This window comes from Stenotrophomonas sp. 22LJNL06-5-1 (genome assembly GCF_056861455.1).
The window spans coordinates 174,539-194,400 of record NZ_JBSPUE010000001.1; the positions used below are offsets into that span (position 1 = coordinate 174,539).

The window sequence follows — 19,862 nt, forward strand, 5'->3', positions numbered from 1 at the left end:
TCCGGCGCTTTCACGGCAATGTGAACGCCTCCGGTAGCGCCGGGCCATGCCCGGCGACATTCGCGCAATCGGCGCACCGTCAAGTCCTTGTCGCTTCCCCCTGCCCTCGCTACCCTGACCGGGCACTCCAGCGCATCCCGACCCCGGCGACGATCTTCCGTCAGCACCCGGGGCCCGCGCGCTCCAACCTGGTCCGGCATGTCCAACTCCCGCTTCGTACATCTCCACGTCCACACCGAGTTCTCGCTGGCGGACTCGACCATCCGCGTGCCGGCCAAGCCCGACCAGGCGGACCCGAAGAAGGCCAAGCAGGCCAACCTGCTGTCGCGCTCGGTCGAGCTCGGCCTGCCCGCACTGGCGGTGACCGATCTCAACAACCTGTTCGCCCTGGTCAAGTTCTACAAGGCCGCCGAAGGCGTGGGCATCAAGCCGATCGCCGGCGCCGACGTGCTGATCGCCGAAGAGGGCCAGGACCCGTGGCGGATGACCCTGCTGTGCCGCGATCGCGAAGGCTACCTGAGCCTGTCGCGGCTGCTGACCCGCGCCTGGATGGAGGGTCATCGCCCCGAGGGCGGCGTGGCCGTGCACCCGGACTGGCTGAAGGCCGGCAACGCCAACCTGTTCGCGCTGGCCGGCCGGCAGAGCCTGGCCGGGCGCCTGGCGCTGGACGGCAAGCATGAGCTGGCCGAGCAGCAGCTGGCCGACTGGCAGCGCGTGTTCGGCGATGGCCTGCACCTGGAACTGACCCGTACCGGCCGCGAGGGCGAGGAAACCTTCAACCAGTTCGCGCTGATGGCGGCCGGCCAGCGTGGCCTGCCGGTGGTGGCCAGCAATGATGTGCGCTTCCTGTCGCCCACCGATTTCAGCGCGCACGAAGCGCGCGTGTGCATTTCCACCGGCCGCGTGCTGGACGATCCCAAGCGCCCGCGCGAGTACAGCGACCAGCAGTACCTGAAGTCGGCCGAGGAGATGTGCGCGCTGTTCGCCGACATCCCCGATGCGATCGACAACACGCTGGCGCTGGCCGAGCGCTGCAACATCGAGATGCGGCTGGGCACCTACTTCCTGCCCAACTACCCGGTGCCCGACGACGAGACCCTGGACACCTGGATCCAGAAGATGTCGCGCGACGGCCTGGAAGAACGCCTGGAGAAGAATCCGCTGGCGCCGGGCAAGACCCGCGAAGAGTACTTCGAACGCCTGGAGTTCGAGCTCAACACCATCATCAAGATGGGTTTCCCGGGCTACTTCCTGATCGTGGCCGACTTCATCCAGTGGGGCAAGAACCAGGGCATCCCGATCGGCCCGGGCCGTGGTTCGGGTGCCGGTTCGCTGGTGGCCTGGGCGCTGAAGATCACCGATCTGGACCCGCTGCCGTACAACCTGCTGTTCGAGCGCTTCCTGAACCCGGAACGCGTGTCGATGCCCGACTTCGACATCGACTTCTGCATGGACCGCCGCGACGAGGTGATCGACTACGTCGCACGCAAGTACGGGCGCGAGCGCGTCAGCCAGATCATCACCTACGGCACCATGGCCGCCAAGGCGGTGGTGCGCGACTCCGGCCGCGTGCTCGGTTTCCCGTACGGCCTGGTCGACGGCGTTTCCAAGCTGATCCCGAACATCCTCGGCATCCACCTGAAGGATGCACTGGGCAAGGGCAAGGAAGGCCCCAGCTCGGAAATGGCGTCGGCCGAACTGATCCAGCGCTACGAGACCGAGGACGATGTCCGCGACCTGATCGACCTGGCACTGCAGCTGGAAGACCTGACCCGCAACGCCGGCAAGCACGCCGGTGGCGTGGTGATCGGGCCCGAGCCGCTGAGCGAATTCTGCCCGCTGTACGCCGAACACGACGAGAACGGCCTCGGCAAGAACCCGGTCACCCAGTTCGACAAGAACGACGTGGAAGAAGTGGGCCTGGTGAAGTTCGACTTCCTCGGCCTGCGCACGCTGACCATCATCGACTGGGCGGTGAAGGCGATCAACAAGCGCCATGAGCGCGCCGGCATTCCGCCGGTGGACATCGCCGCAATCCCGCTGGACGACACGCCCACCTACAAGGACATCTTCGCCAACGGCAACACCGGCGCGGTGTTCCAGTTCGAATCCTCGGGCATGCGCCGCCTGCTGAAGGACGCGCGCCCCGACCGTTTCGAAGACCTGATCGCGCTGGTGTCGCTGTACCGCCCCGGCCCGATGGACCTGATTCCCTCCTTCAACGCGCGTAAGCACGGCCAGGAAGAAATCATCTATCCCGATCCGCGCACCGAAGCCATCCTGAAGGACACCTACGGCATCATGGTGTACCAGGAGCAGGTGATGCAGATGGCGCAGATCGTCGGCGGTTACTCGCTGGGCGGCGCCGACCTGCTGCGCCGCGCGATGGGCAAGAAGGTGCCGGCCGAAATGGCCAAGCACCGCGAGATCTTCCGCGAGGGTGCGGCCAAGGATGGCGTGGACGAAGCCAAGGCCGATGCGATCTTCGACCTGATGGAGAAATTCGCCGGCTACGGCTTCAACAAGTCGCACGCCGCTGCCTACGCACTGGTCAGCTACCAGACCGCGTGGCTGAAGCGCCATTACCCGGCCGAATTCATGGCCGCTACGCTGTCCTCGGACCTGGACAACACCGAGAAGGTGGTCGGCTTCCTGGATGAGGTGCGCAACCTCGGCCTGACCGTGCTGCCGCCGAAGGTGAACCACTCGGCCTTCATGTTCGAAGCCGTCACCCCGGACACCATCCAGTACGGGCTTGGCGCGATCAAGGGCGTCGGCCAGGGTGCCTGCGAAGCCGTGGTGGACGAGCGCCTGAAGGGCGGCGACTACAAGGACCTGCTCGACTTCTGCACCCGCGTCGGCTCGGCCAAGCTCAACCGGCGCACGCTGGAAGCGATGATCAACTGCGGCGCACTGGATGAGCTCGGGCACAACCGCGCCTCGCTGATGCTGCAGTTGCCGGAAGTGATCAAGGCCACCGACCAGATGGCGCGCGAACGTGCGTCCGGGCAGAACTCGCTGTTCGGCGGCCCCGACCCGAGTGCGACCACGATCCAGCTGGACCTGCCCGAAGCCGAGGAATGGCCGCTGCTGCAGCGCCTGAACGGCGAGCGCGACACGCTGGGCTTCTACCTCAGCGGCCACCCGTTCGATCCCTGGCGCGATGATGTACGCGACCTGGTCGGCAACGACCTGGGCTCGGTGGAGAAGATCTGGAGCGCCAACAGCGGTGGCGGTGGTGGCGGCGAAAAGCGCTGGCGCCCGGAAGTACAGACCGTGCTGGCCGGCCAGGTGGTCGGCGTGCGCCGCAAGGGCGAGAGCCAGATTTTCATCCAGCTTGAAGACGGCCGCGGCCGCGTCGAGTGCAGCGCGTTCTCCGACGCGATGGCCGAGTTCGGCCACCTGATGACCAAGGACCGCATCCTGGTGGTCAAGGGCGGCCTGCGTGAGGACGAATTCAACGGCGGCTTCGCGCTGCGCATCCGCCAGTGCTGGGATTTCGACGAAGTCTGCGCCAACTACGCCACGCGCCTGTCGCTGCGCCTGGACCTGCGCCAGCAGCGTCCGGTCTGGGAGCGCATCGATGCCCTGCTCGACCGCCATCGCCCGGGGCGCACGCCACTGCGCCTGGACCTGCTGCTGAAGGGGCCGCAGGGCGGCGTCGCCGGCATGCTCGATGTGTCCGGGCAGAGCGCGGTACGCATCGATTCGAAGCTGATGGAGGCGCTGCGCGCCGACCCGGCCGTGCGCACGCTGAAGGTGCGCTACAGCCCGCCGTGGGCCAGCTGAAGCTGGCTCCCTGGTTCTGCTGAAACCCCCGCTTTCCCGTTCCATGTATCAAGGACGATTGCCGATGAAGACCCTGCTGTTCCCGTTCGCTGCCGCTCTGGCCCTGGCCGCCTGCTCGCCCTCGAAGATCGAGTTCCAGATCGACAACCCGACCGACACGCCGCTGGCACTGAGCATCGATGGCAAGGACCTGCCGGTCGCCGCCCAGGGCTCGCGCCCGATTTCGCTGGCCGTGGGCGAGCATCGCCTGCACACCGAAAAGCTCGGCGATGTGCGCTTCATCGTCTACACCGACGGTCGTGGCGGACTGATCAACCCGACCCTGAGCGAGTACGTGATCGCCCGCGAGGTCTATGTCACCGACGAGAGCAAGCTGAAGAACTTCGGCACCGGCAAGGCCGGCATCGAGCTGGGCGGCGTCGACTTCGAAGGCCCGTTCGAGAAGAGCCACGACCTGTTCATCGACAAGACCTGGACCTACGGCGTGCGCGAACCCTTCCCGAAGGAAAAGGTGGTGGCCCACGTCGACGCCAGCGGTGGCCAGATCGTGGCCAAGGTGTTCACCGCACCGGATTTCATCGCTTACGTGGAAGAAGGCATGGGCGAGCCCGGCGCGTTCAAGCGCGAGCAGCCGGCCGGCTACGTGGCCCCGGCGTTCAGCCTGGAACCGGCCCCGGCCAGCCTGCCGGCGCTGGTGCCGGCCTTCGAGGCGCATGCCGCGCCGCTGCGCGAGGTCTATGCGCGCTGGCTGAAGGCCACCACCGCCGATGAACAGAAGGCCCTGCGCAAGCAGGACTTCGCCGCGCAGATGGCCTTCACCTCGGCCACCGCCACGTTGGGCAGCGGGCTGGGCCGGGAGGCCAACGAGGCCTACAACGACTTCGTTTCCCAGCGCAGCCAGCTGATGGGCCGCAGCGCGCTGGTGGTGCCCTGAGCTGACTGGCGCGCCCTGCCCGGCTGCGCTACCGTCGCCTTCCAGACGAAGGCGTACGGGTGGTTTGCACGCATTCGGCTAGAATTCCCCTCTTCTTTACACGACGGCTTCCGATGAATCCGAACTACCTCGACTTCGAGCAACCCATCGCCGACCTGGAAGCCAAGATCCAGGAACTGCGCAACGCCAGTGCCGGGCCGGCGGTCAATGTCGAGGCGGAAGTGCACGCGCTGCAGGACAAGCTGCGCATGCGCACCGCGCAGATCTTCCGCAACCTGACCTCGTGGCAGGTGCTGCAGCTGGCCCGTCATCCGTCGCGCCCGTATACCGCCGACTACCTCCGCGTCATGTTCGATGAGTTCCAGGAGCTGGCCGGCGACCGTGCCTTCGCCGACGACAAGGCGATCATGGGTGGCCTGGCCCGCATCAACGGCCGTGCAGTGATGGTGATCGGCCACCAGAAGGGCCGCGACACCAAGGAAAAGATCAAACGCAACTTCGGCATGCCCAAGCCGGAGGGCTACCGCAAGGCGCTGCGCCTGATGAAGATGGCCGAGCGCTTCGGCCTGCCGGTGCTGACCCTGATCGACACCGCCGGCGCCTGGCCGGGCATCGACGCCGAATCGCGCGGCCAGTCTGAAGCGATCGCGCGCAACCTGATCGAGATGGCCGAACTGAAGGTGCCGATCATCTGCACCGTGATCGGTGAAGGCGGCTCCGGCGGCGCGCTGGCGCTGGGCGTGGGCGACCGCACTGTGATGCTGGAGTACTCGGTGTACTCGACCATCACCCCGGAAGGCTGCGCCTCGATCCTGTGGAAGGACGCCGGCAAGGCCAAGGATGCCGCCGAACAGCTGGGCCTGACCGCCCCGCGCCTGAAGAGCCTGGGCCTGGTCGACAAGGTCGTGCGCGAGCCCACCGGTGGCGCCCACCGCAACCCGACGCAGATGGCCAAGCGCCTGAAGGCGGTGCTGCTGAACGAACTGGACGCGCTGGACAAGCTGTCCACCGAACAGCTGCTGGAACAGCGCTACGCCCGCCTGCGCAGCTACGGCACGTACGAAGCAGCCTGATTCATCGGCTTGTTACTTTCTTGCTCGTGCAAGAAAGTAACCAAAGAACACGCCGCCGAACGCGAGCCGGTGCTATGCACCGGTTCCCTGCGCTTCTCGGTGAATCAGGGGACGGCGCCGAACTCGCTGCGCTCAGACATCGGCGCCTCTTCGCCCCTGTTTCACCTGCGATGCTCGGCTCGCTCATGGCGGACCTGAACATCAAAAGCCACAGCTGCACCCAGTAGATCCACGCCATGCGTGGATGCCTCTGCTTTGGCGAAGAATCACGCGAACCCGTAGAGCTAGGCATGGCTCTACGGATAGCGGACTGTCAGAACGGCTTTGCCAGCACCAGCCACACGATCGGAATGAAGGCCAGCAGCGGGATCTCGTTGATCCAGCGCAGCGCGCGCGACGACGGCAGCGCCCTGCCCTTGGCCACGCCCTTGAGCAGGCGGCCGATCCAGCTGAAGTACACCAGCAGCAGCACCACCAGCCCCAGCTTGGCATGCAGCCAGCCGGCGCCACCGGGCGCGACCATGGTCGGGAAATCGGGGATGACCTTGTAGCCCAGCCACAGCACCAGGCCGAGCAGGAATGCCAGGCCGAACATCGAGTGGCCGAAGCGGTACAGGCGCAGGCCCATCAGCTGCAGGCGCTCGGTCACCGCCGGCTGGCCCGCAGTCTCGGCCAGGTTCACCAGGATGCGCGGCAGATAGAACACCGTGGCCATCCACGCCACCACGAACACGATGTGGAAGGTCTTGACCCAGTAGTAGCTCTGCATGCGCTCGCTCCGGCGGCTGGCGTAGGTTGACGGCCATTCTCGCATGCCGTGGCGAAGCCGCTGCAGGCACGCACGCCGCGACACATCGACGCATGGCGCGTCGCAACACCGTACGATAGGCGCCGTTTTCCCCGACCGCGCACCGCCCCATGGACAAGACCTACGACGCCGCCTACTTCCAACGCTGGTACCGCCGTGCCGACATCGGCGGCAGCGCCCGCCTGGCGCGCAAGGTCGCGTTGGCCGTGGCCAGCGCCGAGTACTACCTGGAGCGACCGATCCGCAGCGTGCTGGACATCGGCTGCGGTGAAGGCGCCTGGCGCGCGCCGCTGCTGAAGCTGCGTCCGAAGGTCGAATACCTCGGCTTCGACAGCAGCGAGTACGCTGTGCGCCGCTACGGCAGGACCCGCAACCTGCACATGGCCCGCTTCGGCGATTTCGCCTGGCTGCGGCCCTGTGCCCCGGTCGACCTGCTGATCTGCTCGGACGTGATGCATTACGTGCCCGACCGCGAGCTGCGCGCCGGTCTGGCCGGCGTGGCCGAGCTGACCGGCGGCGTGGCCTTCCTGGAGACCTTCGCCGCCGAGGACGAGTTCGAGGGCGACCATGACGGCTTCCAGGCCCGCCCGGCACGCTGGTACCGCCGCACGCTGGCCCGGCACGGCCTGCAGCCGGTAGGGTCGCACTGCTGGCTCGGCCCCGCCCTGGCAGGCGATGCGGCCGCGCTGGAACGGATGTGAATCCGGATTCATTATTTTCAGCCGACTTAACCTGCGGGACACCCGGATGGGATATGCTGCGCGGCAACATATGACCATACATATTCGGTCGTCATGCTCTATCAACTGCACGAACTGACCCGCAACCTGCTCGCCCCCTGGGTGCACCAGGCCCAGGCCAACGCCAAGTTCTTCGCCAACCAGGGCCACTGGTGGTCGCAGATGCCCGGCGCTGATCGCCTGGCGGCGGTCAATGAGCTGTTCCATCGCATCGGCAAGGATTACGAGAAGCCTGAGTGGGGCATCAACGAAATCGACGTCGATGGCGAACGCGTGCCGATCGTCGTGCACGAGGAAGTGAGCAAGCCGTTCTGCAAGCTGCTGCGCTTCAAGCGCCACAGCAATGAAGCCGACCAGCTGCACACCATGCTCAACCAGCCGTTCGTGCTGGTGGTGGCGCCGCTGTCCGGGCACCACGCCACGCTGCTGCGCGATACCGTGCGCACGCTGCTGCGCGACCACCGCGTGTACGTGACTGACTGGGTCGACGCGCGCATGGTGCCGTCCAGCGAAGGCGAATTCGGCCTGGACGACTACATCGCCTACATCCAGGAATTCATCCGCCACCTCGGCGTCGAGCGCCTGCATGTGGTGAGCGTGTGCCAGCCGACCGTACCGGTGCTGGCCGCGGTTTCGCTGATGGCCAGCCGTGGCGAGCCGACGCCGCGCACGCTGGTGATGATGGGTGGCCCGATCGATGCGCGCTGCAGCCCGACCGCAGTGAACAACCTGGCCACGCAGAACCCGCTGTCGTGGTTCGAGAACAACGTCATCCACACCGTGCCGGCCAGCTATCCCGGCGCCGGCCGTCGCGTGTATCCGGGCTTCCTGCAGCACGCCGGCTTCCTGTCGATGAACCCGAGCCGCCACTTCAGCTCGCACTGGGATTTCTACACCGACCTGGTCAAGGGCGACCTGGAAGACGCCGACGCGCACCGTCGTTTCTACGACGAGTACAACGCGGTGCTGGACATGCCGGCCAAGTACTATCTCGATACCATCCGCGTGGTGTTCCAGGACTTCCTGCTGCCGCGTGGCGAGTGGGTGGTCAACGGCGAGAAGGTCGATCCGTCAGCGATCCGCGATACCGCGCTGCTGAGCATCGAGGGCGAGCTGGACGACATCGCCGGTCTCGGCCAGACCGAAGCCGTGCAGGCGCTGTGCACCGGCATCACTGCGGACCGCCGTGAGCATTTCATCGTCGAAGGTGCCGGCCACTACGGCATCTTCAGCGGCCGTCGCTGGCGCGAGGTGGTGTACCCGAAGGTGCGCGACTTCTTCGCCGCGCATGCCGAAGCACCGGCGGCGAAGGTCACGAAGAAGAAGAGCAACGTCACCCCGTTGCGGCGAAAGGCGGGGTAATTCGCCCAGAGTGGGTGCCGACCTGGGTCGGTGCGCCCTGGTAGATGCCAACCTTGGTTGGCGCTCTACCATGAATCCCAGTATCTGATGGATCGTGCCAACCAAGGTTGGCACCTACCGAAGCGTGGATTCCCGCTTACAACCGCACCAGCAGGTTCTTGGCGATCAGCCCGTGCAGCTTGCCGATGCCGCGAGCCAGGTGCATCGTCAGCAGCAGCAGCAGTGCGCCCGCCGCGGCAACCACGATCGCCACCAGCGGCGAGGCCGCCATCGGCAGCACATTCACGTCGTTGATGTACACGCCGGGGATGTCGCCACTGAAGATCGCCGCGACCGGCGCCCAGATCAGGCTCAGCGACAGCGACAGCAGCGTCACCGCGATGGTGAAGTAGATCACGCCCAGCGGCAGCATCAGCACGAAGTACAGCAGCGTCAGCCAGGTGCGGCCGTCAGTGAACATGTCGCCGATGCGCTGCAGCCACGTGCGGCTGCGGTCGGTGTAACGCGGGCGGCGCGGCATGCGTTCGCCCAGCAGTGCTTCCACCAGCCGCCCTTCCAGCAGCGCCAGCCCGCGCACCGAGCCGAAGAACAGCACGGTCAGCGGAATGCCGATGATCAGGATCAGCAGGCCCAGCGACAAAGACAGGCCGGTCACCACCCAGGTGAAGAAGAAGATGCCGGTGGCCAGCGACAGCAGCATGTAGAACAGCGCGCCGTAGGTATGCGGATCGGTCACCACGCCGAAGAAGCGCGCCAGCAGCGAGCGCTGCGCCAGCACCGGCGACGGTGCAGCCGGCTCGACGCCACTGGCTTCGGCCGCTGCGCGCAGCACCGGCGCGGTATCCGCGCGCGGCGTACGCAGCGCGCGGTTCACCGTCACTTCGGTCTCGCGGTAGATCTCGGCCACTTCGTCCGGCGCGCCATAGCTACCGGCAACGTCCGCGATCACCTCGGCCTCGCTGCGGCCGGGCTGCGCCGCCAGTTCCGAGCGCAGGTACTCCTCGGCGTCGTACAGCGCGTCCTGCACCATCGCCGGGTCGGCACCTTCCAGCGCCGCGCGCAGCTGCGCCAGGTACTGCGGAATGGTCGTGGGCAGGGCTCGGCCTGCCAGGCTCGGGTCGTTCATTGCGGTACCCCCTCCAACACGGAATCGACGGAATCGCGGGTGGCCTGCCAGGCCTGGCGCCACTGCGCCAGCACCTCGCGGCCACGTTCGTTGATGCGGTAGTAGCGCCGCGGCGGCCCGCTGCTGGACGGCTCCACATGGCTTTCCAGCAGGCCAGCGCCCTCCAGGTTGCGCAGCACCGGGTACAGCGCGCTCTGCTTGCCGCTCAGCACGCCCTCCCCCACCCGCTCCAGCTCCTTGGCGATCAGGTAGCCGTACAGCGGCTCGCCGGCCCGGGCCAGCACCGCCAGCAAGGCCAGCGACACCGTTCCGGCGCTGAGCTCCTTCTGGAACTTCTTCAGGTGGACATCGTCCTCGGACATGACCGGCCCTCCACTACGTTGAAGTCCACAGTAGTGCGAAGTTCGGTATAGCGAATGTGTCGTTAGTCATCGTGCCGGTTGGCGTTGGAGAGCCGCTCGCGCAGAATCGAAGCCTTGTTCATGTTCCGGGGTTCCCATGCCGCACCGCCGCCGTCTCGCCCTGACCGCCCTTGCCCTCGCCTGCCTGCTGCCCGCCCTGGCCAGCGCCGCCACGCCCTACCGCAGCCCGCAGCAGATCCTCGATGCGTCGGCCGCCAGCGACTGGCGCACCTCGGACCCGGCCAACCTGCTGTACATGGACCTGCCGGCCGGGCAGGTGATCATCGAGCTGGCACCGCAGTTCGCCCCGCGCCATGTCGCCAACATCCAGACCTTCGCCCACGAGCACTTCTGGGACGGCACCAGCATCTACCGCTCGCAGGACAACTTCGTAGTGCAGTTCGGCGATGCAGACGCCGATGACGCAGCCAAGGCCAAGCCGTTCGGCAGTGCCGCGCGCAAGCTGCCGGCCGAATTCGAACGCGCCAGCGCGGGCCTGAAGATGAGCGTGCTGCCCGACCGCGATGGCTGGGCCGCGCAGACCGGTTTCGTCGACGGCTTCCCGGTCGGCCAGGACCCGCAGGCCGGCAAGGCCTGGCTGGCGCACTGCTACGGCATGCTCGGTGCCGGCCGCAGCAACGAGGAAGACAGCAGCATCGGCGCCGAACTGTACGTGGTGACCGGCCAGTCACCGCGCCAGCTGGACCGCAACATCACCCTGGTGGGTCGCGTGCTGAAGGGCATGGAACTGCTCAGCGCAACCCCGCGCGGACCGGCGCCGATGGGCTTCTACACCGACCCGAAGCTGCGCACGCCGATCGTGTCGATCCGCCGTGCCAGCGATGTGCCGGCGGCAGAGCGCACGCCGATCCAGGTACTGCGTACCGACTCGAAGACCTTTGCCGATACGGTGGAGGCACGGCGTAATCGCGTGGATGATTTCTACAAGCGCCCGGCGGGTCATATCGATCTTTGCAATATCCCGGTTCCGGTGCGGTGATGGTTTCCACACGTTACGCGTGCTGAAGGCGCTTCATCGTTCATGGGCGTTACTTTTCTTTGTACGCAAAGAAAAGTAACCAAAAGAAACGTTCCGCCAGCCGCGAGCCCGCCGTGCTTCGCACGTCGGTCCCCTGCGCTTCTCGGTGAATCAGGGGACGGTGTGCAGAAGGCAGCCGACTAACAGTCGGCTCTACAGGACATCGGCACCTCTTCGCTCCTGATTCCCCTGCGATACTCGGCTCGCTCAAGGCGGACTGAAAAATCAAGATCAACAGCAAAAACATCCGCGCATGGCGTGAATCCACTGGGTGCAGCTGTGGCCTTTGATCTGGGTCCGCCTTGAGCGAGCCGAGCACCGCAGGTCCGGCGAGGGCGAAGAGGCGCGGGTGTTTGAGCGCAGCGAGTTCCCGCGCCGTCCCTCGACGGGCCGAGGAGCGCAGGGTACCGGTGCGCAGCACCGGCTCGCGACCTGGCGGCGTGTTTCTTTGGTTACTTTCTTTGCACGAGCAAAGAAAGTGACACCTCCCCGCAGGCGCGGAAATGGGCCCGCCGGGCATGGCTCGGTGCTACCACTGCGTGGGCACCCTCAGCCCTTCTGACTCACCGCCACACTCCCCAGAATCAACGCACCGGCAATCAGCATCTGCAACGTCACCGGCTCACCCAGGAACAACCACGCAAACGCCGCGCCGAACAGCGGAATCAGGTAGGTCACCGTCGACGCGCGTGACGGGCCGATGCGGCCGATCAGGCGGTAGAACATCAGGAACGCCAGCCCGGTGCAGGCCACGCCCAGTGCGATCGCCGCACCCCACGCCTTAAGCGGAATTGCCGCCTGCGGCCAGTGCGTGACTGCCATCGGCAGCATCCACAGCGAGGCACACGACAGCGTTGCCGCCGCCGCTGCTGCCGAAGGCAGGCCGGTCATGTGCCGCTTCACCAGGTTCACGCCCAGGCCGTACAGCAGCGAAGCCGCCGCACCGGCCAGCACCGCAGTGCCGATGCTCAGGCCGGAGACCTTGGCCGTGGCCAGCACCACCACGCCGGCAAAGCCGACCAGCAACGCGCCAGCGCGGCGCATGCCGATCTTCTCGCCGAAGAACAGGAACGCGATAAGCGCGGCGAACAGCACCGTCATCGCATTGCAGATCGCACCGATCGCAGCCGGTGCCTGTTCGGCGGCATAGGCGAACAGCACGAACGGCAGCGCCGAGTTGATCAGGCCGATCGGTGCCAGCCACAGCCAGCGCCGCGGCGGGAACTGCGCGCGGGCGCGCCACAGGAACGGCAGCAGCACCAGCGCGCCCAGCACCAGCCGCACCTCGACCAGCGCGAACGGGCCGAACGACGGCACCGCCACCCGCATGAACAGGAACGAGCAGCCCCAGATGGCGCCCAGCAGGGTCAATTCCAGCGGCGTGCGCCAGTCGCGCTCGGCCGCCTGTGGGACCGCATTCATGCCCTGCCTCCGTCCATCGTCTGTTTCGTGCCAAGGCAGACAGGATCAGGCGCAGACGCCCGCCGCACAAGCGCGTAGTATCGCTGCCAGCCACAAATATGGTTTGAGGCTCGACATGCAGCTGCGCCCTTCCCTGCTCCCCGCACTGGCCGTGTTCGCGGTCGCCGCGCGCCACCAGAACTTCGCCCAGGCCGCGCAGGAGCTGCACCTGACCGCCAGTGCGGTCAGCCACCACGTGCGCCGTCTGGAAGAAGTGCTGGAAGTACGCCTGTTCCTGCGCCACGCCCGCGGCGTGCGCCTGACCGCCGAGGGCCGGCAGCTGGCCGACGCCGCCAGCACTGCCTTCACCGACGTTGCGGCGGTCGCCCATCACCTGCAGCCGGATGCCGACAGCGTGCCGCTGCGGATCACCACACTGCGCTCGCTCTCCTACTGCTGGCTGCTGCCACGGTTGCCGCGCTTCACCCAGAGCTATCCGCACATCCGCATCGAGCTGCACACCGGCAGCGGCCTGGATCGCTACGACGACAACGGACCGGAAGTCGGCATCCGCTACGGGCTGGGCCAATGGCCGGGCCTGCGTGCGCAGCACCTGATGGATGACTACCTGTTCCCGGTCGCCTCGCCGGCACTGGCCGGGGTCGAATCGCTGGTCGATCCGGCGCGCATCGCCGGGTTGCCACTGCTGACCGACCTGTCGCCGCAGGGCTGGCGCGACTGGTTCCGCCACGCGGGTGTGCGCCCACCGTCGCCGCTGCCGCCGATGCACACCTTTGCCGACAGCACCGATGCGATGCGTGCAGCGGTGTATGGCATGGGCGCGGTGCTGGCGCGCACCCACATCGCCCAGCCCTACCTGCAGCGCTACGAGGTGGTACGCCTGCCCGGCCCGGCGCTGAAGGCGCGCTACGCCTATCACGTGGTGCATGCCGAAGGACAACCGCCGAGCCCGGCCGCGCGCCTGTTCATCGACTGGTTGCTGGAGCAGGCGCAGGACGAACGCACACCGGTTCCAGCACTGCCGGACAGCCTGCTCGGGCGCCCGGCCACACGCGCCTGACTGCGCCCTCACCCGTTCTTTGCCCGGCGCTGGCTAGGCTGCAGGCAACTCCACAACGTACCTACGCCATGGCCATGCTGCGACTGCGCATCACCGGAACCGAAGACGACGCCCGCGCCATCAGCGACCTGCTGCTCGGCCTGGACGGCATCGAACATGTTGAGGAAACCGACGACCTGATGCCGCACATGGACGACGACGATTCCAGTTCGGCCGGGCTGTCCGATGACATCGGCCCGGGCATCCACGAGCTGGAAGTGGAAGTCGGCAACGAAAGCACCGCGCAGAAGGTGCGCGATGCCGTGCAGGAACTCGCGCTGGAGCTGGATGTGTTCGTCGAGTACGAGACCGACGAGGGCTGATGCCGGCTGGCTGCCGGCATCAGCCTCTACCTCAGAGGTTGGGCGGCAGCTTGCGACGGCGGCGACGCCACCACGCCCGCACACCCCAGGCCGCGATCAAGGCCAGCACCGCCACCGGCAGCAGCGCGGCAACAGCGCGGATCAGGAACGCAACGCTGGTGCTGAGGATGCCGCCCGATTCGCTCAGCGCCTCGCCGATCTCGCTGCGGCTGCGCTGGCCCGAGGTGGTGTCGAAGTGGATCGTCACCAGTTGCGTATCGATGCGCCGGCGCTGCTGCGCGGCATCCTTGCTGGCCTGCTCGACGCCCGCTTCGATCTCCGACAGGCGCGTGGTGATCGCCATCAGGTCTTCGATCTTCAGGTCCTTGCGGTCCTGGTAGGACAGCAGCCGCGCGTGTTCCTTCTCCAGCCGCGCCTTGGTCAGCGCGGTGTCGGCCACGGCCTGCGCGAGGTCCTCGGCACGCGTGTTGCGTGACTGCAGCGTGCCGCCTTCACCGGCCATCGCGATCAGCGGCTCGGTGCCCTTCGGTGCGATGCGCACCTTGACCTCGCCGCTGGGCTGCTCGCCGCTGCGCTGGTCGACCTGCAACACTGCACAGTCGCCGAACTTCGCGCTCTGGCAGGCCTGCGCCACCTGCTGGATGCGGGGTGCGATCTGCGCCGCCTCCAGCTGCACCTGCACATCGTGTTCGTAGGCCAGGAAGGCGCCTTCCGGCGAAGCAACAGCGGCATCGGCTGCGGTGGCACCCGCCTCTGCCGCGCGCTCACCGTTCTTGGCACAGGCTGCCAGCGCCAACAGCAGCACCGGCATCGCTATCACATGCGACCACGCACGCAGCGGCCTCACAGTGCGGCTCCGTCGTAGGACATCACCGCCAGCGTGGTCAGATCCACCTGCGGCACGCAGCGCACGTTCACCGCCACCATTGGCGTGCCGGTGCGCGGGTCCACCGCTTCGCTGTAGGGCGCTACACCGCACTCGCGGCAATGGTGATGATCGATGTGGGCCTTGTTGAAGTGATAGGTCGCCACGTCCGCCGGATCGGTGGCCAGTTGGAACGCATCACGCGGGGCGAACCACAGCAGGCTGCCGCGGCGACGGCACATCGAGCAGTTGCAGTCGATGACGTCGCTGATCGGCGCCTCAGCCTGTACGGTGAATGCGATCCTGCCGCAATGGCAGCTTCCCTGGTATTCCATGTCCTGTGCTCCGCTGGAGGGTCCGTGTCTGCGTCCATGGTAATCCTATGGCACGGGGACAAAGCGGCCACGGGGCCCTATGCTCGGGGTTTGACCCTGTACAGGAACGCCGATGCGCCCGCATCTTCTTGCCCTCGCCCTGGTCGCCGCCCTGGCCGGTTGCCAGCCGGCCGACGCCCCGACCAACGGTTCCACCCCGGCCGCCAGCCAGCAGGCCGGTGACGCGGCGGTCGATGCCGCCTTCGCCGATCTGTCCAAGCGCGCCCTGGACACCTGGATGCAGCTGTCGCCGGTCAGCGCCACCCAGATCGGTGACCATCGCTACGACAGCGAGCTGGACGACCTGAGTGCCGCCGGCCAGCAGAAGACCGTCGCCGCCTACAAGGCGCTACTGGGCGAGCTGGACAAGATCGAGGTGGCCAAGCTGGGTCGCGAGAACCAGGTGGACGCGGCGATCCTGCGCAACCAGCTGCAGTCGGAAATCTGGAACGCCGAAGTGCTGCAGTCCGGCAAGTGGGACCCGCAGCTGTACAACGGCATCGCCGGCAGCGCGATCTACGGCCTGATGGCCCGCGAGTTCGCGCCGCTGCCGGAGCGCCTGAAGTCGGCCACCGCGCGCATGGAAAAGCTGCCGGCGATCTTCGCCCAGGCACGCGAGAACCTGGATCCAGCCCGCGTGCCGAAGATCCATGCAGAGACGGTGGCCAAGCAGAACAAGGGCATCCTCAGCATCGTCGATACCTTCATCACCCCGCACATCGGTGAACTGCCACAGGCCGACCAGCAGCGCCTGCAGGCGGCCATCGAGGGCCTGAAGAAGGCCGTGGACGAGCAGCAGACCTGGCTGGACAAGACCCTGGTGCCGAATGCCAAGGGCGACTTCCGCATCGGTGCGGAAAAGTACGACCAGAAGCTGAAGTTCGCGCTGAGCTCCTCGCTGTCGCGCCAGGAGATCGGTGAGCGTGCACGCGCCGAACTCAAGCGCGTGCGTGAAGACATGTACGGCATCGCGCAGACCGTGCTGAAGGACAAGCCGGGTGCGCCGGAGATGCCGGCCCAGCCGACCGACGAGCAGCAGCAGAAGGCCATCGAAGCCGCGCTGGAACTGGCCTACGCCGACAAGCCGGCACGCGACAAGGTGGTCGACGATGCCAAGGCCGCGTTGGAGCAGTCCACCGCGTTCGTGCGCGAGCACGACCTGGTGACCCTGCCCGACGCGCCGGTGGACATCATCCTGATGCCGGAATTCCAGCGTGGCGTGGCCGTGGCCTACTGCGATTCACCGGGCCCGCTGGACAAGAACCTGAAGACCTTCTACGCCGTGTCGCCGATTCCGGACGACTGGAACGAGAAGCAGGTCGACTCGTTCCTGCGTGAGTACAACTCGCGCATGATCCACCTGCTGAGCATCCACGAAGGCACCCCGGGCCACTACCTGGAAGGCTGGCACTCGGCCAAGTTCCCCTCCACCCTGCGTGCGGTGCTGCGTTCGGGCCTGTTCGCCGAAGGCTGGGCGGTCTACACCGAGCGCATGATGCAGGAGCAGGGTTACCTCAACAACGACCCGCTGTTCCACCTGGTGCAGCTGAAGTTCTACCTGCGCACGATCTCCAACGCGATCCTCGACCAGGGCGTGCACGTGGACAACTGGGATCGCGAGAAGGCGATGCACCTGATGACCCACGATGCGTTCCAGCAGGAAAGCGAAGCCGCCGGCAAGTGGGTGCGCGCGCAGCTGACCTCGGCGCAGCTGCCGACCTACTTCGTCGGTGCGCAGGAGCACTTCGACACCCGCAAGGCGGTGCAGGAGAAGCTGGGCGACAAGTTCAACCTGAAGGCCTACCACGATCAGGTGCTGTCCTACGGCGCCCCGCCGGTGCGTTTCGCACGCCAGCTGATGCTGGACCAGCCGATCGAGTGATCGCGCAGGTGTGAGGTGAAACAGAACGGCCCGGGGAAACCCGGGCCGTTTTCTGTTCTGGCGGTTGCGAACTGCCATCCTGGTGGGTGCGAACTACCATCCTGGTGGGTGCGAACCTTGGTTCGCACCGCTTTGCCGCCACTCAATCAGACGATGTGGATATACAGCTTCCTCGAATTCAATCTCAAATCGAGGAAGTACTCCACACCACACCCGCGGCAGGCAGCGGGACAATCCTCATCGCTCCCACGTTGGTTCTCCGAGGCATCGGCCACCACCGGATATCCACAATCAAAACACATAAAGGCAACGTTGCTGCCATGGGGATCCGCCCATATTTCATCCCCATCACCGTCCATTACAAGAAAGTCCGTGATGTTCATGATTCACCGGGATCGCTTGGTTGATCGCTGGAGACTACTCGAATCCGAACATAAGGGGCGCGAAGCTGCTTCCGTCTCATCACAATGCGACGCTGCCATCCATCCCGGATTCAAGGTGAATGCAGCAGGTTCTTGAACTGCGCTTCACTGCAACCCGACTGCGCACAGCCCGGCAGCATCAGCTCCACCCGGCCCGGCGGCTGTGCGTCGGTCAACGGGATCGCACCACGTAGCTGCTCGCGCGTGGGATAGACATACACCAACCGATAACGCACTTCACCGGCCCCACGATCACGCCAGCGCTCGAACTGCAGCAGGCCGCCGATCGGCGTCTTCTCGTACTGCCCCGGCAGGCTGTAGTCGCTGATTCCCAACGCCGCCAGCACCGAACCGATATTGGAATCGTGACCGACCAGCAGGCTCACCTTCGGCGATGCGGGATCTTCCAACAACGCATCCACGCGAGCCAGCAGCGGTCCGGCCACATCCCGCGCCACCTCGGGCGTTCCGAACAGGATGTCCTGGTAGCGGTTGCGGATCTGCGCCAGGGCCTGCCATTGCGCCTCGGTGGTCAACCGGCCCCAACCTTCGCGGGGGATGCCACTGCCCTGGTAGTGCTCCATCAACAAGGCATCGACCAGCCCGCTGGCCAGGGCCAGTGATCCGGACGCGCGTGGCTCCTTGCCCGGTTCCGCGCTGAAGGTGGTGTCGGACAGCGCCAGATGGCAATCGCTGTGCCCCTTGCATGCCGCCGACTGCGGATAGCGGGTGATCCCGTCCACCACGGACAGTGCCGGTGCCAGATCGGATGCGGACAGCGCCTGCTGCATCGCCGACAGCGCGCGCTTGCGGAATGCCGCGTCGCCGCGGTGGATCACCGGATCGAACAACGGATCCATCGTGCCCAGCGGCATGCGCTGTTCGACCGCAACATGACAGCCCGGGAAGGCACCGGCAACGAAGAACTGCGCGGTGGCCTGGGTGCGCTGCAGGCTGTTGGCATGGGCGTGGAAGTCAGCCGGTTGCGGGCAACCCGAGGCCGGCAACAGCTGCGCCTGACGCAGCCACTGGCCCATGTAACGGCCCATGTAGACCTCCAGCACGCCGCCCTTGGTGGTCAGCTCGCCTGCCGCCACCTCCCAGCCTGGACAGCGTTCCGGAGTGGCGTTGGCCAAAGCACCGGACGCCACCACCGGCGCGCGCAGGCTGTGGCGGCTGAGCAGGATGACCTGCTCGAGCTGGTCGCCGGTATTCCCGGCGGCAGGACACACCGTGCAGGTAGACAGCAGGGCCAGCAACAGGGCGCAACGCGCGGACAGGAACATGGAAGCACCTTGTGGGATGGACAGGACGCAACCAGCATAGGCTCTGGCCCTTGCTGCGGGTGAGCCGCAGGCTGCTGCGCTACAGTGCCAATATCGGCCACTGGCCAACACAAGGATCCGGATCATGCCCAGGGAAAGGCACAGTACCCTCTTCGCAATCGCAACCGTACTTGCCGCCACTCTGGCGTCAGCCACGGCCTTTGCCGCCGATGACTATGACTTCCAGCAATGGGCGGCACCTGGCAGCTGCCCAATGCCACTTTCGGCAGTGTCGCAACCGAACACCCTGTTCGACGAACGCGACCCGCAGGATGTCTCCGACAGGGTGGTGAACCTGCTGCTGTCATTGCACGGCAAGCCAACCGATCTGCATGCGCTGCGATTGCCGGCGCTCTGCGACGGCCTGCGACTGCACCTGAACCAGTCGCCGATGCCACAGCCGCGCGCCGAGCCCTGGAACCCCAACCCGGCGCCGGAACGTGCGTTGCAGGTCTCCGCAATGAACCTCCCCAAAGGAAACCAGTTCAGCCAGCACCTCGACGTCACCTACTACCCCGCAGCGGTCTACCTGAGCTATACGGTGATGAAGACCAGACCATTGGGCGAGGAACGGCCCCGTGACAACCCACTCGTGTACGAGGATGTTGGCGCGCATTGCCCCCTGCGTGCCGGCGCACTGCAACAACGCCTGCTTCAGGCCGGCTACGCGCAGGAGATTTTTGGGGAGGAGCCGCCGCCAGCACAGTACGCGTTCATTGAGGATGGGCTCTCCTACGTGTTCACCCGGGACGACCGCAGCATTCGTGTCCAGTTGCAGGGGGACGTTGTCGAACAACGGCGCGACCCAGCGTCGAAGTGTGTGGCCCTGATCAAGGTCAGCATCGAACCCGAGCGGGAAGGTCGATAACGCCGCAGCG

General features: G+C 66.3%; 18 protein-coding genes. 10 read left to right on the forward strand and 8 right to left on the reverse strand.

Features of this window, described 5'->3' with window-relative positions:
- The first annotated feature begins 198 nt into the window (after positions 1-198).
- The 3 genes from dnaE to AC13GF_RS00820 all read left to right on the forward strand — a co-directional run bounded on the left by dnaE (position 199) and on the right by AC13GF_RS00820 (position 5,796).
- Positions 199-3,789 carry a DNA polymerase III subunit alpha gene (dnaE, locus tag AC13GF_RS00810; protein ID WP_317216898.1) on the forward strand — a complete coding sequence of 1,197 codons (3,591 nt, stop codon included), beginning with the start codon at positions 199-201 and terminating at the stop codon, positions 3,787-3,789.
- Between the two features lie 64 nt (positions 3,790-3,853).
- A complete protein-coding gene (locus AC13GF_RS00815; RefSeq protein WP_483002772.1) occupies positions 3,854-4,723 on the forward strand; it encodes a hypothetical protein in 870 nt (289 codons plus the stop codon).
- Positions 4,724-4,836: 113 nt separating this feature from the next.
- Positions 4,837-5,796: an acetyl-CoA carboxylase carboxyltransferase subunit alpha gene (locus AC13GF_RS00820; protein WP_032128332.1), complete on the forward strand. Its 960-nt coding sequence runs from the start codon at positions 4,837-4,839 to the stop codon at positions 5,794-5,796.
- Positions 5,797-6,109: 313 nt separating this feature from the next.
- Here the strand turns inward: AC13GF_RS00820 and AC13GF_RS00825 are convergent, their stop codons facing one another.
- Entirely contained in the window at positions 6,110-6,565 is a 456-nt protein-coding gene (locus AC13GF_RS00825) for a CopD family protein (RefSeq protein WP_049433848.1), read from the reverse strand.
- A 149-nt stretch (positions 6,566-6,714) separates the two neighbouring features.
- On the opposite strand from AC13GF_RS00825, the gene AC13GF_RS00830 reads away from it, so the two are divergent.
- A complete protein-coding gene (locus AC13GF_RS00830; protein WP_033834080.1) occupies positions 6,715-7,305 on the forward strand; it encodes a class I SAM-dependent DNA methyltransferase in 591 nt (196 codons plus the stop codon).
- Positions 7,306-7,398: 93 nt separating this feature from the next.
- Positions 7,399-8,706, forward strand: a complete 1,308-nt coding sequence (locus AC13GF_RS00835) for a polyhydroxyalkanoate depolymerase (RefSeq protein WP_483002776.1) — start codon at positions 7,399-7,401, stop codon at positions 8,704-8,706.
- A gap of 136 nt (positions 8,707-8,842) precedes the next feature.
- On the opposite strand, the gene AC13GF_RS00840 is transcribed toward AC13GF_RS00835, so the two are convergent.
- Both AC13GF_RS00840 and AC13GF_RS00845 read right to left on the reverse strand, forming a co-directional pair.
- Positions 8,843-9,832, reverse strand: a complete 990-nt coding sequence (locus AC13GF_RS00840) for a sensor domain-containing protein (RefSeq protein ID WP_483002778.1) — start codon at positions 9,830-9,832, stop codon at positions 8,843-8,845.
- Positions 9,829-10,194, reverse strand: coding sequence for a PadR family transcriptional regulator (locus AC13GF_RS00845; RefSeq protein WP_004150914.1), 366 nt, complete (start codon positions 10,192-10,194; stop codon positions 9,829-9,831). The genes AC13GF_RS00840 and AC13GF_RS00845 overlap by 4 nt, the downstream gene beginning before the upstream one ends.
- A 136-nt stretch (positions 10,195-10,330) precedes the next feature.
- On the opposite strand from AC13GF_RS00845, the gene AC13GF_RS00850 reads away from it, so the two are divergent.
- The gene (locus AC13GF_RS00850) at positions 10,331-11,233 is read left to right on the forward strand and encodes a peptidylprolyl isomerase (RefSeq protein ID WP_483002779.1); all 903 of its coding nucleotides are present in this window, start codon (positions 10,331-10,333) and stop codon (positions 11,231-11,233) included.
- A gap of 588 nt (positions 11,234-11,821) precedes the next feature.
- Here AC13GF_RS00850 and AC13GF_RS00855 read toward each other — a convergent pair.
- Complete coding sequence (locus AC13GF_RS00855; RefSeq protein ID WP_188488560.1) at positions 11,822-12,694, reverse strand: DMT family transporter; 873 nt, start codon at positions 12,692-12,694, stop codon at positions 11,822-11,824.
- 115 nt (positions 12,695-12,809) lie between these two features.
- Between AC13GF_RS00855 and AC13GF_RS00860 the strand changes: the two genes are divergently transcribed.
- Positions 12,810-13,754, forward strand: a complete 945-nt coding sequence (locus tag AC13GF_RS00860) for a LysR substrate-binding domain-containing protein (protein ID WP_483002782.1) — start codon at positions 12,810-12,812, stop codon at positions 13,752-13,754.
- A gap of 68 nt (positions 13,755-13,822) precedes the next feature.
- On the forward strand, positions 13,823-14,116 hold the full coding sequence (locus AC13GF_RS00865; RefSeq protein ID WP_005415831.1) for a hypothetical protein: 294 nt from the start codon (positions 13,823-13,825) through the stop codon (positions 14,114-14,116).
- A gap of 31 nt (positions 14,117-14,147) precedes the next feature.
- Here the strand turns inward: AC13GF_RS00865 and AC13GF_RS00870 are convergent, their stop codons facing one another.
- Together AC13GF_RS00870 and AC13GF_RS00875 are read right to left on the reverse strand one after the other, a co-directional pair.
- Positions 14,148-14,927: a DUF4349 domain-containing protein gene (locus tag AC13GF_RS00870; protein WP_483003679.1), complete on the reverse strand. Its 780-nt coding sequence runs from the start codon at positions 14,925-14,927 to the stop codon at positions 14,148-14,150.
- A 32-nt stretch (positions 14,928-14,959) separates the two neighbouring features.
- Entirely contained in the window at positions 14,960-15,316 is a 357-nt protein-coding gene (locus tag AC13GF_RS00875) for a GFA family protein (protein ID WP_483002784.1), read from the reverse strand.
- 112 nt (positions 15,317-15,428) lie between these two features.
- On the opposite strand from AC13GF_RS00875, the gene AC13GF_RS00880 reads away from it, so the two are divergent.
- Positions 15,429-17,237, forward strand: coding sequence for a DUF885 domain-containing protein (locus tag AC13GF_RS00880; RefSeq protein ID WP_483002786.1), 1,809 nt, complete (start codon positions 15,429-15,431; stop codon positions 17,235-17,237).
- A 146-nt stretch (positions 17,238-17,383) separates the two neighbouring features.
- Here AC13GF_RS00880 and AC13GF_RS00885 read toward each other — a convergent pair whose 3' ends face one another.
- Both AC13GF_RS00885 and agp read right to left on the reverse strand, forming a co-directional pair.
- The gene (locus AC13GF_RS00885) at positions 17,384-17,620 is read right to left on the reverse strand and encodes a hypothetical protein (RefSeq protein ID WP_483002788.1); all 237 of its coding nucleotides are present in this window, start codon (positions 17,618-17,620) and stop codon (positions 17,384-17,386) included.
- A 110-nt stretch (positions 17,621-17,730) separates the two neighbouring features.
- Entirely contained in the window at positions 17,731-18,945 is a 1,215-nt protein-coding gene (agp, locus tag AC13GF_RS00890) for a bifunctional glucose-1-phosphatase/inositol phosphatase (RefSeq protein ID WP_483002790.1), read from the reverse strand.
- Between the two features lie 124 nt (positions 18,946-19,069).
- Here agp and AC13GF_RS00895 point away from each other — a divergent pair, with 124 nt between their 5' ends.
- A complete protein-coding gene (locus AC13GF_RS00895; protein ID WP_483002792.1) occupies positions 19,070-19,852 on the forward strand; it encodes a hypothetical protein in 783 nt (260 codons plus the stop codon).
- Positions 19,853-19,862: the final 10 nt, after the last annotated feature.

Excerpts from the sequence above, each read along its gene's own strand:
- AC13GF_RS00865 (WP_005415831.1), top strand. The coding sequence starts at position 13,823 with ATGGCCATGCTGCGACTGCGCATCACCGGAACCGAAGACGACGCCCGC.
- AC13GF_RS00875 (WP_483002784.1), bottom strand. The coding sequence starts at position 15,316 with ATGGAATACCAGGGAAGCTGCCATTGCGGCAGGATCGCATTCACCGTA.
- AC13GF_RS00815 (WP_483002772.1), top strand. The coding sequence starts at position 3,854 with ATGAAGACCCTGCTGTTCCCGTTCGCTGCCGCTCTGGCCCTGGCCGCC.
- AC13GF_RS00845 (WP_004150914.1), bottom strand. The coding sequence starts at position 10,194 with ATGTCCGAGGACGATGTCCACCTGAAGAAGTTCCAGAAGGAGCTCAGC.
- dnaE (WP_317216898.1), top strand. The coding sequence starts at position 199 with ATGTCCAACTCCCGCTTCGTACATCTCCACGTCCACACCGAGTTCTCG.
- AC13GF_RS00880 (WP_483002786.1), top strand. The coding sequence starts at position 15,429 with ATGCGCCCGCATCTTCTTGCCCTCGCCCTGGTCGCCGCCCTGGCCGGT.
- AC13GF_RS00825 (WP_049433848.1), bottom strand. The coding sequence starts at position 6,565 with ATGCAGAGCTACTACTGGGTCAAGACCTTCCACATCGTGTTCGTGGTG.
- AC13GF_RS00830 (WP_033834080.1), top strand. The coding sequence starts at position 6,715 with ATGGACAAGACCTACGACGCCGCCTACTTCCAACGCTGGTACCGCCGT.
- AC13GF_RS00885 (WP_483002788.1), bottom strand. The coding sequence starts at position 17,620 with ATGAACATCACGGACTTTCTTGTAATGGACGGTGATGGGGATGAAATA.
- AC13GF_RS00870 (WP_483003679.1), bottom strand. The coding sequence starts at position 14,927 with ATGCCGGTGCTGCTGTTGGCGCTGGCAGCCTGTGCCAAGAACGGTGAG.
- AC13GF_RS00860 (WP_483002782.1), top strand. The coding sequence starts at position 12,810 with ATGCAGCTGCGCCCTTCCCTGCTCCCCGCACTGGCCGTGTTCGCGGTC.
- AC13GF_RS00855 (WP_188488560.1), bottom strand. The coding sequence starts at position 12,694 with ATGAATGCGGTCCCACAGGCGGCCGAGCGCGACTGGCGCACGCCGCTG.
- AC13GF_RS00840 (WP_483002778.1), bottom strand. The coding sequence starts at position 9,832 with ATGAACGACCCGAGCCTGGCAGGCCGAGCCCTGCCCACGACCATTCCG.
- AC13GF_RS00850 (WP_483002779.1), top strand. The coding sequence starts at position 10,331 with ATGCCGCACCGCCGCCGTCTCGCCCTGACCGCCCTTGCCCTCGCCTGC.
- AC13GF_RS00895 (WP_483002792.1), top strand. The coding sequence starts at position 19,070 with ATGCCCAGGGAAAGGCACAGTACCCTCTTCGCAATCGCAACCGTACTT.
- agp (WP_483002790.1), bottom strand. The coding sequence starts at position 18,945 with ATGTTCCTGTCCGCGCGTTGCGCCCTGTTGCTGGCCCTGCTGTCTACC.
- AC13GF_RS00835 (WP_483002776.1), top strand. The coding sequence starts at position 7,399 with ATGCTCTATCAACTGCACGAACTGACCCGCAACCTGCTCGCCCCCTGG.
- AC13GF_RS00820 (WP_032128332.1), top strand. The coding sequence starts at position 4,837 with ATGAATCCGAACTACCTCGACTTCGAGCAACCCATCGCCGACCTGGAA.